Origin of the sequence: Streptomyces sp. NPDC057253 (assembly GCF_042669125.1) — a bacterium.
Lineage (GTDB): Bacteria > Actinomycetota > Actinomycetes > Streptomycetales > Streptomycetaceae > Streptomyces.
In genome coordinates this window covers 1-15,380 of sequence record NZ_JBHUXV010000021.1, presented here as the reverse complement: position 1 = coordinate 15,380, position 15,380 = coordinate 1, and the positions used below count along the sequence as shown (strand labels likewise).

Genomic DNA, 15,380 nt, shown 5'->3' with positions numbered 1-15,380 from the left:
TTCCGTACGCCTTTGTACGGGACGTCTATTGAGGTGTGATCACACCATCAGCGAGCGGTCCGTCGGCCGGATCGGCGCCGGCAGCTCGCTCGCGCCGGTCAGGAACCGGTCGCAGCCGCGGGCGGCCGAGCGGCCCTCCGCGATCGCCCACACGATGAGCGACTGGCCGCGGCCCGCGTCACCGGCGACGAAGACGCCGGGCACGTTGGTCTGGAAGTCGCCGTCGCGGGCGATGTTGCCGCGCTCGTCGAGCTCCAGGCCGAACTGCTCGACCAGGCCGTTCTCCCGGTCGGTGCCGGTGAAGCCCATGGCGAGGGTGACCAGCTGGGCGGGGATCTTGCGCTCGGTGCCCGGCTTCGGGGTCAGCTTGCCGTCGATGAACTCGACCTCGCTGAGGTGCAGCCACTGGACGTTGCCGTCCTCGTCGCCCTCGAAGTGGGTCGTGGAGACGGAGTAGACCCGCTCGCCGCCCTCCTCGTGCGCGGAGGTGACCTTGTACAGCATGGGGAAGGTCGGCCAGGGCTGGTTCGGGTTCCGCTCCTCGCCCGGCCGGGGCATGATCTCCAGCTGCGTCACCGAGGCCGCGCCCTGGCGGTGGGCGGTGCCCACGCAGTCCGCGCCGGTGTCGCCGCCGCCGATGACGACGACGTGCTTGCCCTCGGCGGAGATCGGCGAGGTGACGTAGTCGCCCTCCTGGACCTTGTTCGCGAGCGGCAGGTACTCCATGGCCTGGTGGATGCCCTTGAGCTCGCGGCCCGGCACCGGCAGGTCACGCGCGGTGGTGGCACCGGCGGCGATCACGACGGCGTCGTACCGCTTCCTCAGGTCGGTCGCCTTGAGGTCGCGGCCGATCTCGATGCCGGTGCGGAAGCGGGTGCCCTCCGCGCGCATCTGCTCGATACGGCGGTTGATGTGGCGCTTCTCCATCTTGAACTCCGGGATGCCGTACCGGAGGAGGCCTCCGACGCGGTCCGCGCGCTCGTAGACGGCGACGGTGTGACCGGCCCGCGTGAGCTGCTGGGCGGCGGCGAGCCCCGCCGGGCCCGAGCCGATCACGGCGACGGTCTTGCCGGACAGGCGCTCGGGGGCCTGCGGCTCGACATCGCCGCCGTCCCACGCCTTGTCGATGATCGAGACCTCGACGTTCTTGATGGTCACGGCCGGCTGGTTGATGCCGAGCACGCACGCCGACTCACAGGGAGCCGGGCACAACCGACCCGTGAACTCGGGGAAGTTGTTCGTCGCGTGCAGGCGCTCCGAGGCGGCCGCCCAGTCCTCGCGGTAGGCGTAGTCGTTCCACTCGGGGATGAGGTTCCCGAGCGGACAGCCGTTGTGACAGAAGGGGATGCCGCAGTCCATGCAGCGGGACGCCTGCTTCGAGATGATCGGCAGCAGCGAGCCCGGGACGTAGACCTCGTTCCAGTCCTTCAGACGCACGTCGACGGGGCGGGACTTGGCGACCTCACGGCCGTGGTTCAGGAAGCCCTTCGGGTCAGCCATTGATCGCCGCCTCCATCATCTTCTCGGTGATCTCGGACTCGGAGAGTCCCGCCTGCTCGGCGGCGTCCTTGGCGGCGAGCACTGCCTTGTACGTGCTGGGGATGATCTTGCTGAAGCGGTCCACGGCGGTGTCCCACTCGGCCAGGAGCTTCTCGGCGACCGTGGAGCCGGTCTCCTCCTGGTGGCGGCGCACCACGTCGTGCAGCCACTGCTTGTCGGTGTCGTCCAGCGCCTCCACGGCGTCCACGTTGCCGACGTTGACGTTGTCCCGGTCGAGGTCGACGACGTAGGCGATACCGCCGGACATGCCGGCCGCGAAGTTGCGGCCCGTCGGGCCGAGGACCACCGCGTGACCGCCGGTCATGTACTCGCAGCCGTGGTCGCCCACGCCCTCCGAGACCACCAGGGCGCCGGAGTTGCGGACGCAGAAGCGCTCACCGGTACGACCGCGCAGGAACAGCTCGCCGCCGGTGGCGCCGTAGGCGATGGTGTTGCCCGCGATCGTGGAGAACTCGGCGAGGTGGTCGGCGCCCCGGTCGGGGCGGACGATCACCCGGCCGCCGGAGAGGCCCTTGCCGACGTAGTCGTTGGCGTCGCCCTCCAGGCGCAGCGTGACACCGCGCGGGAGGAAGGCGCCGAAGGACTGGCCGGCCGAGCCGGTGAAGGTGATGTCGATGGTGTCGTCGGGCAGACCGGCCCCGCCGAACTTCTTCGTCACCTCGTGGCCGAGCATGGTGCCGACCGTGCGGTTGATGTTGCGGACCTTGACCTGGGCGCGCACCGGCTGGGCGTCGGTCGCCGAGTCGGCGGCCAGCGCGTCGGCGGCGAGCTTGATGAGCTCGTTGTCGAGCGCCTTCTCCAGGCCGTGGTCCTGCTCGATGACCTGGTGCAGGGCGGCGCCCTCGGGCAGCTCGGGCACGTAGAAGAGCGGAGCCAGGTCCAGGCCCTGCGCCTTCCAGTGGTCGACCGCGCGGGTCACGTCGAGCGCCTCGGCGTGGCCGACGGCCTCCTCGATGGAGCGGAAGCCCAGCTCGGCGAGGATCTCGCGGACCTCTTCGGCGATGAACTTGAAGAAGTTCACCACGTACTCGGCCTTGCCGGAGAACCGGTCGCGCAGCACCGGGTTCTGGGTGGCGATGCCGACCGGGCAGGTGTCCAGGTGGCAGACGCGCATCATGACGCAGCCGGAGACGACGAGCGGCGCGGTCGCGAAACCGAACTCCTCGGCGCCGAGCAGCGCGGCGATGACGACGTCACGGCCGGTCTTGAGCTGGCCGTCGGTCTGCACGACGATCCGGTCGCGCAGGCCGTTGAGCAGGAGGGTCTGCTGGGTCTCGGCGAGGCCCAGCTCCCAGGGACCACCGGCGTGCTTCAGCGAGGTCAGCGGCGACGCACCCGTACCACCGTCGTGTCCCGAGATGAGCACGACGTCCGCGTGGGCCTTGGAGACACCCGCGGCGACCGTGCCGACGCCGACCTCGGAGACCAGCTTGACGTGAATCCGCGCCTGCGGGTTCGCGTTCTTCAGGTCGTGGATCAGCTGGGCCAGGTCCTCGATGGAGTAGATGTCGTGGTGCGGCGGCGGGGAGATGAGGCCCACGCCCGGCGTCGAGTGACGCGTCTTCGCGACCCACGGGTAGACCTTGTGGCCGGGCAGCTGGCCGCCCTCGCCGGGCTTGGCGCCCTGGGCCATCTTGATCTGGATGTCGTCCGCGTTGACCAGGTACTCGGAGGTCACACCGAAGCGGCCGGAGGCGACCTGCTTGATGGACGACCGGCGCGCCGGGTCGTACAGACGGTCCGGGTCCTCGCCGCCCTCACCGGTGTTGGACTTGCCGCCCAGCTGGTTCATGGCGATGGCGAGGGTCTCGTGCGCCTCCTTGGAGATGGAGCCGTACGACATGGCGCCGGTGGAGAAGCGCTTGACGATCTCGGAGACGGGCTCGACCTCGTCGACGGAGATCGGCTGACGGTCCGACGTGAAGCCGAAGAGCCCGCGCAGGGTCATCAGCCGCTCGGACTGCTCGTTCACGCGGTCCGTGTACTTCTTGAAGATGTCGTAGCGGTTCGCACGCGTCGAGTGCTGGAGGCGGAAGACCGTCTCCGGGTCGAACAGGTGCGGCTCGCCCTCACGGCGCCACTGGTACTCGCCGCCTATCTCCAGCGCGCGGTGCGCCGGCGCGATGCCGGAGGCGGGGTACGCCTTGGCGTGCCGGGCGGCGACCTCCTTGGCGATGACGTCGATGCCGACGCCGCCGATCTTGGAGGCGGTACCGCTGAAGTACTTCTGGACGAAGCCCTCCTCGAGACCGACGGCCTCGAAGACCTGGGCGCCGCGGTAGGAGGCGACGGTGGAGATGCCCATCTTCGACATGACCTTGAGGACACCCTTGCCCAGGGCGTAGATCAGGTTCCGGATGGCCTTCTCGGCCTCGATGCCGGAGAGGAAGGTGCCGGCGCGGACCAGGTCCTCCACGGACTCCATCGCCAGGTACGGGTTCACGGCCGCGGCGCCGAAGCCGATCAGCAGGGCGACGTGGTGGACCTCGCGGACGTCACCGGCCTCGACCAGCAGGCCCACCTGGGTGCGCTGCTTGGTGCGGATGAGGTGGTGGTGGACGGCCGCGGTGAGCAGCAGCGACGGGATCGGCGCGTGCTCGGCGTCGGAGTGGCGGTCCGACAGGACGATCAGGCGGGCGCCGTTCTCGATGGCCGCGTCGGCCTCGGCGCAGATCTCCTCGATGCGGGCGGCGAGGGCGTCGCCGCCGCCGGAGACCCGGTACAGACCGGAGAGGGTCGCGGCCTTGAAGCCGGGCATGTCGCCGTCGGCGTTGATGTGGATGAGCTTGGCCAGCTCGTCGTTGTCGATCACCGGGAACGGCAGGGTGACCGTACGGCAGGACGCGGCGCTCGGCTCCAGGAGGTTGCCCTGCGGGCCCAGCGAGGAGCGCAGCGAGGTGACGAGCTCCTCGCGGATCGCGTCCAGCGGCGGGTTGGTGACCTGCGCGAACAGCTGGGTGAAGTAGTCGAAGAGCAGCCGCGGGCGCGAGGAGAGCGCGGCGATCGGCGAGTCGGTGCCCATCGAACCGATCGGCTCGGCACCGGCCTTGGCCATCGGCGCGAGGATGACGCGCAGCTCCTCCTCGGTGTAGCCGAAGGTCTGCTGGCGGCGGGTGACCGAGGCGTGGGTGTGCACGATGTGCTCGCGCTCGGGCAGGTCGGAGAGCTCGATCTCCCCGGCCTCCAGCCACTCGGCGTAGGGCTGCTCGGCGGCGAGACCGGCCTTGATCTCGTCGTCCTCGATGATGCGGTGCTCGACGGTGTCGACGAGGAACATCCGGCCCGGCTGGAGCCGGCCCTTGCGGACCACCTTGGCGGGGTCGATGTCGAGGACGCCGACCTCGGAGCCGAGGACGACGAGGCCGTCGTCGGTGACCCAGTAGCGGCCGGGACGGAGGCCGTTGCGGTCGAGGACCGCGCCGACCTGCTTGCCGTCGGTGAAGGTGACACAGGCCGGGCCGTCCCAGGGCTCCATCATCGTGGAGTGGAACTCGTAGAACGCGCGGCGGGCGGGCTCCATGGAGTCGTGGTTCTCCCACGCCTCCGGGATCATCATCAGCACGGAGTGCGGCAGCGAACGGCCGCCCAGGTGCAGGAGTTCGAGCACCTCGTCGAAGGACGCCGAGTCGGAGGCGTCCGGCGTACAGATCGGGAAGACGCGCTCGAGGGCGTCCTGGTCCCCGAAGAGGTCCGAGACGAGCTGGGACTCGCGGGCCGCCATCCAGTTGCGGTTGCCCTTGACGGTGTTGATCTCACCGTTGTGCGCGACGAACCGGTAGGGGTGCGCGAGCGGCCACGACGGGAAGGTGTTGGTGGAGAACCGGGAGTGCACGAGCGCGATCGCGGAGGCGAAGCGGCGGTCGGACAGGTCCGGGAAGAAGGGCTCCAGCTGACCGGTGGTCAGCATGCCCTTGTAGACGATCGTCCGCGCGGACAGCGACGGGAAGTAGACGTCGACCTCGCGCTCGGCGCGCTTGCGCAGCACGAAGGCCTTGCGGTCGAGGTCGATGCCCTCCGAGGAACCGTCGGTCACGAAGACCTGGCGGAAGGCGGGCATCGTCGAGCGGGCGGTGGCGCCGAGCAGCTCGGGAGCGACGGGAACCTCACGCCATCCCAGAACCGTCAGGCCCTCTTCCCCGGCGATCGTCTCGATCTTCGAGACGGCGTCCTGGGTGCCCTCCTCGGGCAGGAAGGCGATACCTACGGCGTACGCACCGGCCGCGGGCAGTTCGAAGCCGGCCACCTCGCGGAGGAAGGCGTCCGGAACCTGGGACAGGATGCCCGCGCCGTCACCCGAGTCGGGCTCGGAGCCGGTGGCACCGCGGTGCTCCAGGTTGCGCAGAACCGTGAGCGCCTGCTCGACCAGCGCATGGCTCGCCTCGCCGGTGAGGGTGGCCACGAAACCGACGCCACAGGCGTCCTTCTCGTTGCGGGGGTCGTACATACCCTGCGCAGCAGGGCGAGCATCCATGAACGACCACTTCTGGCCATCCGTGGAGTGCTGGGACGGCTGGCGCGGCGTACGCATCGGCTCTCCCGTCGTCGTCAACTGGCATATGCAGATTGCCGAGGGACGACGTTGGCCCTCTGCGTGTGTGTGCAAAATTTCGTGCAGGTTACATGATGGAGCGGTTCTCGGAAACTGGATATTCCGTTCCAGCATGCGGACGCCACGGGGGTGCGAGGGGGGTGTCGCACACGTGGCTGGAAGTTTGTGGTTCCGGACCGGACTGATCGGTCAGATCCATGTCCATCGGTCCGGGGGCGGAGGGGGCGTCGTCGCCCATCCCGCGAGTGCGCCGCAAGCGTCATTGCCCACAGCGCTTACGGCTCATGCCCAGTGGTTAAGCATTCGAAACCAGCGAGTAACGGCTACTTATGCGGCCCGACGCATAAGTAGCGGCCCGCCTATCCTACGGCCGTTCCGAACAAGCTGCCCAGGGCGTACGTCACACCGGCCGCCGCTCCTCCCAGGGCGAGCTGCCGCAGCCCGCTGTACCACCAGGTGCGCGCGGTCACCCTGGCCACGACGGCACCGCAGGCGAAGAGCCCGAACAGGGCGAGCAGCAGGGCGGGCCAGAGCGCGGTCGCGCCGAGCAGATAGGGCAGCACGGGAAGCAGTGCGCCCAGCGCGAAGGAGCCGAAGCTGGAGACGGCGGCAACGAGCGGCGAGGGCAGGTCGCCGGGGTCGATCCCCAGTTCCTCGCGGGCGTGGATCTCCAGGGCCTGCTCGGGATCCTTGGACAGCTGCCGGGCGACCTCGCGCGCCAGCTCCGACTCGACGCCCCGCCCCTCGTACAGGGCCGCGAGCTCGGCCTCCTCGTCCTGCGGGTGCTTGCGCAGCTCGCGCCGCTCCACGTCCAGTTCGGCCTCGACCAGCTCGCGCTGGGAGGCGACGGAGGTGTACTCGCCGGCGGCCATCGAGAAGGCACCGGCGGCGAGCCCCGCGAGTCCGGTCAGCACGATGGTGTGCTGACCGACGGCCCCACCGGCGACACCGGTCATCAGCGCGAGGTTGGAGACCAGTCCGTCCATGGCCCCGAAGACGGCGGGCCTGAGCCAGCCGCCGTTGACGTCCCGGTGCGTGTGGTTGTCGCGGTGCGCCTCGTGCAGTGGTGCGTCGATGTCGATGATGGCCATTCCGGTCCCCCAGGGAAGCTAAGCCAAAGCTAACTTTGGACAGGTTCTAATTCTCAACAACGCCCACAGTACGTCGGGGCATTCCCGTCCGCCAGCAAGGAAAGGCTGGGCTAACCTGCGGTTTTACCATCGAGCGCTCATTCGATAGCAGGGCTGCACAGATGTCGACCGGGTGACGTTGGGGCCGAGGAGGCTCCGGTCAACCGCCGATGGTGGGACACATCCGCAAAAGGTGTCTCTGTGGAAAGGCCCGCGTATGACATCGATCGCCTGCGTTCCCCAGGTCCCCGCCCCCCAGGGCGCCGCCGAACTCCGCGAACGGGCCCGCGGCGCCCTGCTGGGCCTGGCGGTCGGGGACGCCCTCGGCGCCCCCGCCGAGAACCTGAAGCCGTCGCAGATCCGCGCCCGCTGGGGCCGCATCGAGGGCTTCGTGGCCGAGACCCCCTCGGGCACGGACGACACGGAGTACACGATCTTCTCCGGGCTGCTGCTGGCCCGGCACGGCTCGGCCCTCACCCCCGCACATGTGGAGGCGGCCTGGCACGAGTGGATCGCGGACCGCGACGAGGGCCCGTTCCGGGGTGCCGGCTTCAGCGAGCGGGGCACGCTGGAGAACCTCCGCCGCGGCCTCGCGGCCCCCATCTCCGCCCAGCACCGGCACGCCTGGAGCGACGGCCTGGCCATGCGCGCGGCCCCCTTCGGGGTCTTCGCCGCGGGCCGCCCCGCGGAGGCCGCCCGGCTGGTGGCGATCGACGGCTCGGTGAGCCATGACGGCGAGGGCATCTACGGCGGCCAGGCGGTCGCGGCGGGAGTGGCGGCGGCGATGGCGGGCGCCCCGACGATCGCCGTGGTCGCCTCCGCGCTGGCGGTGATCCCGGACGACAGCTGGACGGCGAGGTCCTTGCGGCGGGCGGTGGCGGTGGCCCACCGGGGCGAGAAGGCGGTCCGCTCCGCGGTGGTGATCGGCGGCTACCCGTGGACCGACCTGGCCCCCGAGGCGGTGGCCCTCGCCTTCGGCGCGTACGCGGCGGCCGACGGCGACTTCCGCGAGGCGGTCCTGACGGCGGTGAACATGGGGCGGGACGCGGACACGACGGCGGCGGTGGCGGGAGCACTGGCCGGCGCGACGAGGGGGATCTCGGCGATCCCACCCCACTGGGCCACGGCGATCGGCCCGGCGAGAGGCAGCTGCCTGCCGTCGATGGCGGGCCGACACGTGCTGGACGTGGCGGAGTCCTTGCTGCCGGGCACGGACGCGGAGGCCCTGTCGTGACCCCGCCGGCCCCTTGGGACCAACCGACCACGCCGACGACGACGGCAACGGCAACGGCAACGGCGTATGCACCCGCGGCCGCCGACGGCGGGACCGCCCTACAGGGGCCACCCGCACCCGACCACGAAAGCGAAACGGGTGGTGCGGGTGGGAACACACAGGCCGAAGGCGAAGCCGAGGCCGTTCAAAGAGTCACCGGCCTCCTCCTCGGCCTGGCCGCAGGCGACGCCGCCGGCTGGCCCTCCGCCCGCCACCGAGCCACCCGCCTCCCCGACTGGACCCGCCGCCTCACCCGCGAACTGGACACCTTCGCCGAGCAGAACGCCACCACCACCCTCCCCGTCCCCATCGCCCTCAACCAACCCCCCGAACCCCTCCGCCTCGGCCCCTCCGACGACGCCGAATGGGCCGCCCTCACCGCCGAGGCCCTCCTCAGGGCAGCCGACGACACCGCCCTCGGCGACCTCCCGAGGGACCGCCGTACAAGAACCGCGATCGACCTCACCTGGAACAGCCTCGCCGACGAAGTCGCCGCCGCGACGGACAGGGCCCCGGAGATCGAGTCCGCCGAGATCCCCCTGCGCGCCCGCATCTCCGTGCGCGCGGGCCTCGGCAACCTCGCCACCGGCCTGCGCCCACCCGCCACCGGCCACGACAACCCCCACTACTTCGACGACGCGGCCTGCGTCAGGGCCTGCGTCCTCGCCGTCGCCCACCCCGGCGCCCCCCGACTCGCCGCGGACCTGGCCGAGTTCGACGCCCGCTACACCCAGGACGGCGACGGAGTGCACGGCGCCCGCGCGATGGCCGCGGCCGTGTCCCTCGCCCTGACCGGCGCCCCCGTCGACACCTGCGTACGCGCGGCCCTCGCCGAACTCCCGGACGGCACCGAGATCGCCCGCAACGCCCACCACGCCCTCCAGCTCGCCCGGTCCGCCGACAGCGCCTTCGCCCTGATCCCCGCCCTCGAACACGACATCGTCGACCACGTCTACAGCTACGGCATCGCGGCCGCCGAGACGGTCCCCGTGGCCCTCGCCCTCACCACCGCCGCCCAGGGCCGGATCGCCGAGGCGATCCCCGCGGCGGCCTGTCTGTCCCGGGTGGCGGACTCCGCCCCGGCCCTGGTCGGCGCCCTGACCGGAGCGCTGGGAGGCAGCGGAGCGATCCCCGCCACCTGGCAGGCCGCCTGCCGCACCCTCTCCGGCTGCGCCCTCCCCCGCCTCACCGGCACGGACCTCGTGGAACTCGCCGGACTCCTGGAAGCCGCACAACCACCCCTCCCAGGAGGATGATTCCGGGCATGACGCCCAAAAACCAAGAAAGCAGCCTTGAGGAACGGATCGCCGGAGCCCTCGTGGGCGCGGCGGTGGGCGACGCCCTCGGCGGCCCCGTCGAGGGCTACTCCCCCGACCAGATCCTCGAGCGTCACGCCGGCCGCGTCCACGGCATCGTCGGTCCCTGGAACGGCGACGACTGGCGCACCGCTCGCCCCATCGCGCCGTACCACAAGGGCGACGGCCACGTCACCGACGACACCTTGATGACCCATGCCCTGATCAGGGTCTACGACCGGGTCAAGGACCACCTCGACGCGTACGCGATCGCCGACCACCTGGTCCCCGACCTGATGACGACCCCGCGCTGGATCCCCGAACTGGAGGCGGAGGCGCTGCCCCTGCACCGCCTCTTCCTCGCGGAGAAGTGGCTGGTCACCCGCCTCCACTACGGCCATGTCGACCCCCGGGAGGCCGGCGTCGGCAACATCGTCAACTGCGGTGCGGCGATGTACATGGCCCCGGTCGGCCTGGTCAACGCGGCGAACCCGGCCGCCGCCTACGCCGAGGCCCTGGACATCGCGGGCGCCCACCAGTCGTCGTACGGCCGGGAGGCGGCCGGGGTGTTCGCGGCGGCGGTGGCGGCGGCGAGCACCCCCGGCGCCACCCCGGACTCGGTCGTCGCGGCCTGTCTGTCCCTCGCCAAGGACGGCACCCGCACCGCCGTCGAGAAGGTCTGCGAAGTGGCCTCCCGGCACACGGACTTCGAATCGGCGCTACGGCCCCTGCGCGCGGCGGTGTCCCCCTACGACACCGTCGGCGACGACTACCGCGCCCCCTCGCTCGGCGCCCGCCGCCCCTCCCGCCTCCACTCGATCGAGGAACTGCCCGTCGCGCTCGCCATGCTGCTCGTGGCCGGCGGCGACTACCGGCACGCGGTCCTGGGCGCGGTGAACTACGGCAGGGACTGCGACTCGATCGCCACCATGGCGGGCGCGCTGGCCGGCGCCCTGGGCAACCCGGTGCCGGACGACTGGTCCAAGGAGGTCGCGGAGGCCAGCCGCCTGGACCTCTGGGGGCCGGCCACGACCCTGACCGCCGTCACCCGGCAGATCTTCGAACAGGACGTACGCCGCCGCAGGGCCCACGAGTCGGCCTTCACCGCGCTCGGAGGCCCGAGATGCTCCGACTGACCTGGGTCCAGCCGGAGGACCTGCTCGGCCATGAACTCCGCCAGGCCCGCCAGGACGGCCGGGAGCCGTCGGCGATCGCGGCCAGGTGGCGGGCCGCCGGTGGCGCGGAGGCGCCGGTCCGGGCGGGCGCCTCGGCCGAACCCACGTCCAGGTACCTGCGGCAGCTCGCCGAGGACCTCCTGGACGAACTGGCGGACCTGCCGAGCCGGTTGGCGGACGACGAACCCACCGACCTCGCGAGGATCAGGGCCCGCTGCCCGGCGTGGCCCTCGCCCGCCCCGGCCGCGCTCACCCGGTCCGCGCTGGAGGCGGCCTGGCTGGGCCGGGCCGTCGGCTGCCTCCTCGGCAAACCGGTGGAGAAGCTTCCGCTGCAAGCCATCCGCGACCTCGCCCGCTCCACCGGCAACTGGCCTCTGAGCACCTACTTCACGGCGAAGGGCGTGCCCGCGGACCTCCTCGCCGCGCACCCCTGGAACCGCCGCTCGGCCCCCACGTCCCTCGCCGAGAACATCGACGGCATGCCCGAGGACGACGACCTCAACTACCCGCTGCTGAACCTGCTGTTGCTGCAACGCCACGGCCGGGGCTTCACCACCGCGGACGTGGCGCGGCTCTGGCTCGACGAGCTCCCCGCGGGCCGCACCTTCACCGCGGAACGCCTCGCCTACCGCAATCTCCTCCAGGGCCTCGAACCCCCGCGGACGGCCCGCCACCGCAACCCCTTCCGCGAATGGATCGGCGCCCTGATCCGCGCCGACGTCCACGGCTGGACCAACCCCGGCGACCCGGCCGCGGCCGCCGCACAGGCCCACCGGGACGCCACCCTCACCCACACCGCGAACGGCGTCTACGCGGCGATGTTCACGGCCGCGGTCATCGCGCAGGCGGCGGCGACCCCCGACATCCACGCCTGTCTGAGCACCGGCCTCACCGTGATCCCGCCGGGCTCCCGGCTGGCCGGGGCGATCACCCACGCGATCCGGCTGGCCCGGCGGCACGACGACTTCGACACCGTCGTGGACGAACTCCACGCCACCCACGCCGAGACCCACCACTGGGTGCACGCGATCCCCAACACCGCTCTCCTCGCCGCCGCGCTCACCCACGCGAACGGCGACTTCACCGGCTCCCTGTCCCGGGCGGTGGGCGGCGGCTGGGACACCGACTCCAACGGCGCCACGGCCGGGAGCATCGCCGCCCTGCTGGCCGGCGCCCCCGAACGCCTCCCCGACCACTGGACCGCCCCGCTCAAGAACCGGCTCGCCACCTCCGTCGCCGACTTCGACGGCGTCGGCTTCGACACCCTGGCCCACCTCACCCACCGGGAGGCTGCCCGCCCATGACCGCCATCGTCCACCGGGAGGCTGCCCGCCCATGACCGCCATCACCCACCGGGAGACCGCCCGCCCATGAACCGCATCGCCCATCGGGAGACCGCTCGCCCATGACCCACATCGCCGTGCTCGGCAGCACGAACATGGACCTGGTCGCCTACGTCGACAAGGCACCCCGGCGCGGAGAGACCGTCACCGGCAGGGAGTTCCGTACGATCCCCGGCGGCAAGGGAGCCAACCAGGCGATCGCCGCGGCCCGCGCCGGTGCCACCGTCTCGATGATCGGCGCGGTCGGCAACGACGCCTTCGGCCCCCGGCTGCGCTCCACCCTCGAACACTCCGGCGTCACCACCGACCACCTGCGCACCGTCGAGGGCCCCACCGGCACCGCGCACATCGTCGTGGACGACGAGGGCGGCAACGCGATCGTCGTCGTCCCCGGCGCCAACGGCACCGTCGACCACCTCGTCCCCGGCGACGAGGGCCTGATCGCCTCCGCCGACGCCCTGCTCCTCCAGCTGGAGATCCCCCTGGAGGCGGTCCTGGCCGGCGCCGAGACCGCCCGCGCCCACGGCGTCCGGACGATCCTGACACCCGCCCCGGCCCGGCCGCTGCCGCCCGAACTCCTCGACGCCACGGACCTGTTGGTCCCCAACGAGCATGAGGCCGCCACCCTGACCGGCATCGCCGACCCGTTCGCCGCGGGCGCCGCCCTCCTCGACCGGATCCCCCGCGTGGTGATCACCCTCGGCGCGGCGGGCAGCCTCTATCTGACCCGGGACGCCGAACCCCTCGCCGTCCCCGCACCGCGGGTCACCGCGGTGGACTCCACGGGCGCGGGCGACACCTTCGTCGGCGCGCTCGCCGTCGCCCTCGGCGAGGAACGGCCCATCCGCGAGGCGATGGCCTGGGCCGCCGCGGCGGCCGCCCTCTCCGTCCAGCGGGAAGGCGCCTCGGCGTCGATGCCCTACCGCTCCGAGATCGAGGCCCGGTACACGTCATGACCGAGACCCCCCTCAAGGGCCTGCGCGTGCTCGACACCGCCACCCTCTTCGCCGGCCCCCTCGCCGCCACCATGCTCGGCGACTTCGGCGCGGAGGTCGTCAAGATCGAGCACCCGACGAAGCCCGACCCCTCCCGCGGACACGGCCCCTCGAAGGACGGCATCGGTCTGTGGTGGAAGCTGCTGGGCCGCAACAAGCGCACCCTCACCCTCGACCTGTCGAAGCCGGGCGGCCGGAGCACCTTCCTCAGGCTGGCCGGGACGGCGGACGTCGTCATCGAGAACTTCCGCCCCGGCACCCTGGAGAAGTGGGACCTCGGCTGGCCGGAGCTGTCCGCCGTCAACCCCCGCCTGGTCCTCGCCCGTGTCACCGCGTTCGGGCAGTTCGGCCCCTACTCCCGCCGCCCCGGCTTCGGCACCCTCGCCGAGGCGATGAGCGGCTTCGCGGCGATCACCGGCGAACCGGACGCGCCCCCGGTCCTGCCGCCCTTCGGCCTGGCCGACTCGATCGCGGGGCTGGCCATGGCGTACGCGGTGATGACGGCCCTCGCGGCCAGGGACCGCACCGGCGAGGGCCAGGTCGTCGACATGGCGATCATCGAGCCGATCCTGGCGGCCCTCGGCCCCCAGCCGACCTGGTACGACCAGCTCGGTCACGTCCAGGAGCGCACCGGCAACCGCTCCGCCAACAACGCCCCGCGCAACACCTACCGCACGGCCGACGGCACCTGGGTCGCCGTCTCCACCTCGGCCCAGTCGATCGCGGAGCGGGTGATGCACCTGGTCGGCCGCCCGGAGCTGATCGACGAGCCGTGGTTCGCGACGGGCGCGCAACGGGCGGAACACGCCGACGTCCTCGACGCGGCGGTCGGCTCCTGGATCGCCGCACGCACCCGCACCGATGTCCTCGCGGCCTTCGAGAAGGCGGAGGCGGCCATCGCCCCGGTCCAGGACATCCGGGACGTGATGGCCGACCCGCAGTACCAGGCCCTCGACACCGTCACCACGGTCGACGACCCCGAGCTCGGCCCGCTGCGCATGCAGAACGTCCTCTTCCGGCTCTCCGCGACCCCCGGCGCGATCCGCTGGGCGGGCCGCCCGCACGGCGCGGACACCGACGAGATCCTGACGGAACTGGGCCTGACCGAGGCCGAGTTGAGGGCCCTGCGCAGGGAGGGCGCCCTGTGAGACCGCACCCCCTGACCTGGCTCTACGTACCCGGCGACCGCCCCCAGGTCGTGGACAAGGCGCTGGGCTGCGGCGCCGACGTCGTGGTGATCGACCTGGAGGACGCGGTCGCCCCGGACCGCAGGACGTACGCCCGCGAGGCGACGGCGGAACGCCTGACCGACCCCCAGCCGATGCCGGTCCACGTCCGCGTGAACGCCGTCGACACCCCCCTGGCGGCAGCGGACCTGGCGGCGCTCGCACCCCTCCCCGGCCTCTCGGGCCTGCGCCTGCCCAAGGTCACCTCCCCGGCCCAGATCACCCGCGTCGCCGAGACCACGACACCGGCCGGGCAGGGCGCCCCACCCCTGTACGCCCTCCTGGAATCGGCCCTGGGCGTCGAGCGCGCCTACGACATCGCCCTCGCCCACCCGGCCCTGCGGGGCATCGCGCTCGGCGAGGCCGATCTACGGGCCGATCTCGGCGTACGGCACGACGCGGGCCTGGACTGGTCCCGGTCCCGGGTGATCGTGGCGGCGCGAGCGGCGGCCCTGCCTCCCCCGCCCCAGTCGGTGCACCCCGACACCCGGGACCTGGAGGGCCTGAAGGCCTCCTGCGCGCACGGCCGCAGCCTCGGCTTCCTGGGCCGGGCGGCCATCCACCCCCGCCAGCTCCCCGTCATCGAGCGCGCCTACCTCCCCACGGAGGAGGAGATCGAGCTGGCGGAGTCCATCCTCGCGGCGGCCCGGACCGAAGAGGGAGCCCAGGCCCTCCCGAACGGCACGTTCATCGACACGGCGGTGACGGCCCAGGCCCACCGCACCCTCTCGCTCGCCGTCCGCACCCGGTAACCCGCCGGCAGCCAAGACCGGCACACGAGGCCCGGCACACGAAGCCCGGCACACGACGAAGGGCGCCCCACCACATTCGGGG

General features: G+C 72.0%; 10 protein-coding genes. 7 read left to right on the top strand and 3 right to left on the bottom strand.

Annotated features, from left to right (window positions below):
• Positions 1-39 precede the first annotated feature (39 nt).
• The 3 genes from ACFULQ_RS14200 to ACFULQ_RS14190 form a co-directional block, all read right to left on the bottom strand.
• The gene (locus ACFULQ_RS14200; protein WP_383542805.1) at positions 40-1,500 is read right to left on the bottom strand and encodes a glutamate synthase subunit beta; all 1,461 of its coding nucleotides are present in this window, start codon (positions 1,498-1,500) and stop codon (positions 40-42) included.
• The gene (gltB, locus tag ACFULQ_RS14195; RefSeq protein WP_383542803.1) at positions 1,493-6,088 is read right to left on the bottom strand and encodes a glutamate synthase large subunit; all 4,596 of its coding nucleotides are present in this window, start codon (positions 6,086-6,088) and stop codon (positions 1,493-1,495) included. Before gltB ends, ACFULQ_RS14200 begins: the two co-directional genes overlap by 8 nt.
• A 380-nt stretch (positions 6,089-6,468) precedes the next feature.
• A complete protein-coding gene (locus tag ACFULQ_RS14190; protein WP_383542800.1) occupies positions 6,469-7,200 on the bottom strand; it encodes a VIT1/CCC1 transporter family protein in 732 nt (243 codons plus the stop codon).
• A gap of 256 nt (positions 7,201-7,456) precedes the next feature.
• Between ACFULQ_RS14190 and ACFULQ_RS14185 the strand changes: the two genes are divergently transcribed.
• The 7 genes from ACFULQ_RS14185 to ACFULQ_RS14155 all read left to right on the top strand — a co-directional run bounded on the left by ACFULQ_RS14185 (position 7,457) and on the right by ACFULQ_RS14155 (position 15,298).
• Positions 7,457-8,473 carry an ADP-ribosylglycohydrolase family protein gene (locus ACFULQ_RS14185; RefSeq protein WP_383542797.1) on the top strand — a complete coding sequence of 339 codons (1,017 nt, stop codon included), beginning with the start codon at positions 7,457-7,459 and terminating at the stop codon, positions 8,471-8,473.
• Positions 8,470-9,768: an ADP-ribosylglycohydrolase family protein gene (locus ACFULQ_RS14180; RefSeq protein WP_383542794.1), complete on the top strand. Its 1,299-nt coding sequence runs from the start codon at positions 8,470-8,472 to the stop codon at positions 9,766-9,768. The genes ACFULQ_RS14185 and ACFULQ_RS14180 overlap by 4 nt, the downstream gene beginning before the upstream one ends.
• Before the next feature lie 8 nt (positions 9,769-9,776).
• Positions 9,777-10,943, top strand: coding sequence for an ADP-ribosylglycohydrolase family protein (locus ACFULQ_RS14175; protein WP_383542791.1), 1,167 nt, complete (start codon positions 9,777-9,779; stop codon positions 10,941-10,943).
• Positions 10,931-12,286, top strand: a complete 1,356-nt coding sequence (locus ACFULQ_RS14170) for an ADP-ribosylglycohydrolase family protein (RefSeq protein WP_383542788.1) — start codon at positions 10,931-10,933, stop codon at positions 12,284-12,286. The genes ACFULQ_RS14175 and ACFULQ_RS14170 overlap by 13 nt, the downstream gene beginning before the upstream one ends.
• A gap of 101 nt (positions 12,287-12,387) precedes the next feature.
• The gene (gene rbsK / locus ACFULQ_RS14165) at positions 12,388-13,281 is read left to right on the top strand and encodes a ribokinase (protein ID WP_383542785.1); all 894 of its coding nucleotides are present in this window, start codon (positions 12,388-12,390) and stop codon (positions 13,279-13,281) included.
• A complete protein-coding gene (locus tag ACFULQ_RS14160) occupies positions 13,278-14,468 on the top strand; it encodes a CaiB/BaiF CoA transferase family protein (protein ID WP_383542783.1) in 1,191 nt (396 codons plus the stop codon). The genes rbsK and ACFULQ_RS14160 overlap by 4 nt, the downstream gene beginning before the upstream one ends.
• The gene (locus ACFULQ_RS14155; RefSeq protein WP_383542780.1) at positions 14,465-15,298 is read left to right on the top strand and encodes an HpcH/HpaI aldolase/citrate lyase family protein; all 834 of its coding nucleotides are present in this window, start codon (positions 14,465-14,467) and stop codon (positions 15,296-15,298) included. The genes ACFULQ_RS14160 and ACFULQ_RS14155 overlap by 4 nt, the downstream gene beginning before the upstream one ends.
• The last annotated feature ends 82 nt before the right edge of the window (positions 15,299-15,380 follow it).

What these genes read in the sequence shown, in the direction of transcription:
- ACFULQ_RS14175 (WP_383542791.1), top strand. Translation starts at nt 9,777, where the DNA reads ATGACGCCCAAAAACCAAGAAAGCAGCCTTGAGGAACGGATCGCCGGA.
- rbsK (WP_383542785.1), top strand. Translation starts at nt 12,388, where the DNA reads ATGACCCACATCGCCGTGCTCGGCAGCACGAACATGGACCTGGTCGCC.
- ACFULQ_RS14200 (WP_383542805.1), bottom strand. Translation starts at nt 1,500, where the DNA reads ATGGCTGACCCGAAGGGCTTCCTGAACCACGGCCGTGAGGTCGCCAAG.
- ACFULQ_RS14160 (WP_383542783.1), top strand. Translation starts at nt 13,278, where the DNA reads ATGACCGAGACCCCCCTCAAGGGCCTGCGCGTGCTCGACACCGCCACC.
- ACFULQ_RS14190 (WP_383542800.1), bottom strand. Translation starts at nt 7,200, where the DNA reads ATGGCCATCATCGACATCGACGCACCACTGCACGAGGCGCACCGCGAC.
- ACFULQ_RS14170 (WP_383542788.1), top strand. Translation starts at nt 10,931, where the DNA reads ATGCTCCGACTGACCTGGGTCCAGCCGGAGGACCTGCTCGGCCATGAA.
- ACFULQ_RS14185 (WP_383542797.1), top strand. Translation starts at nt 7,457, where the DNA reads ATGACATCGATCGCCTGCGTTCCCCAGGTCCCCGCCCCCCAGGGCGCC.
- gltB (WP_383542803.1), bottom strand. Translation starts at nt 6,088, where the DNA reads ATGCGTACGCCGCGCCAGCCGTCCCAGCACTCCACGGATGGCCAGAAG.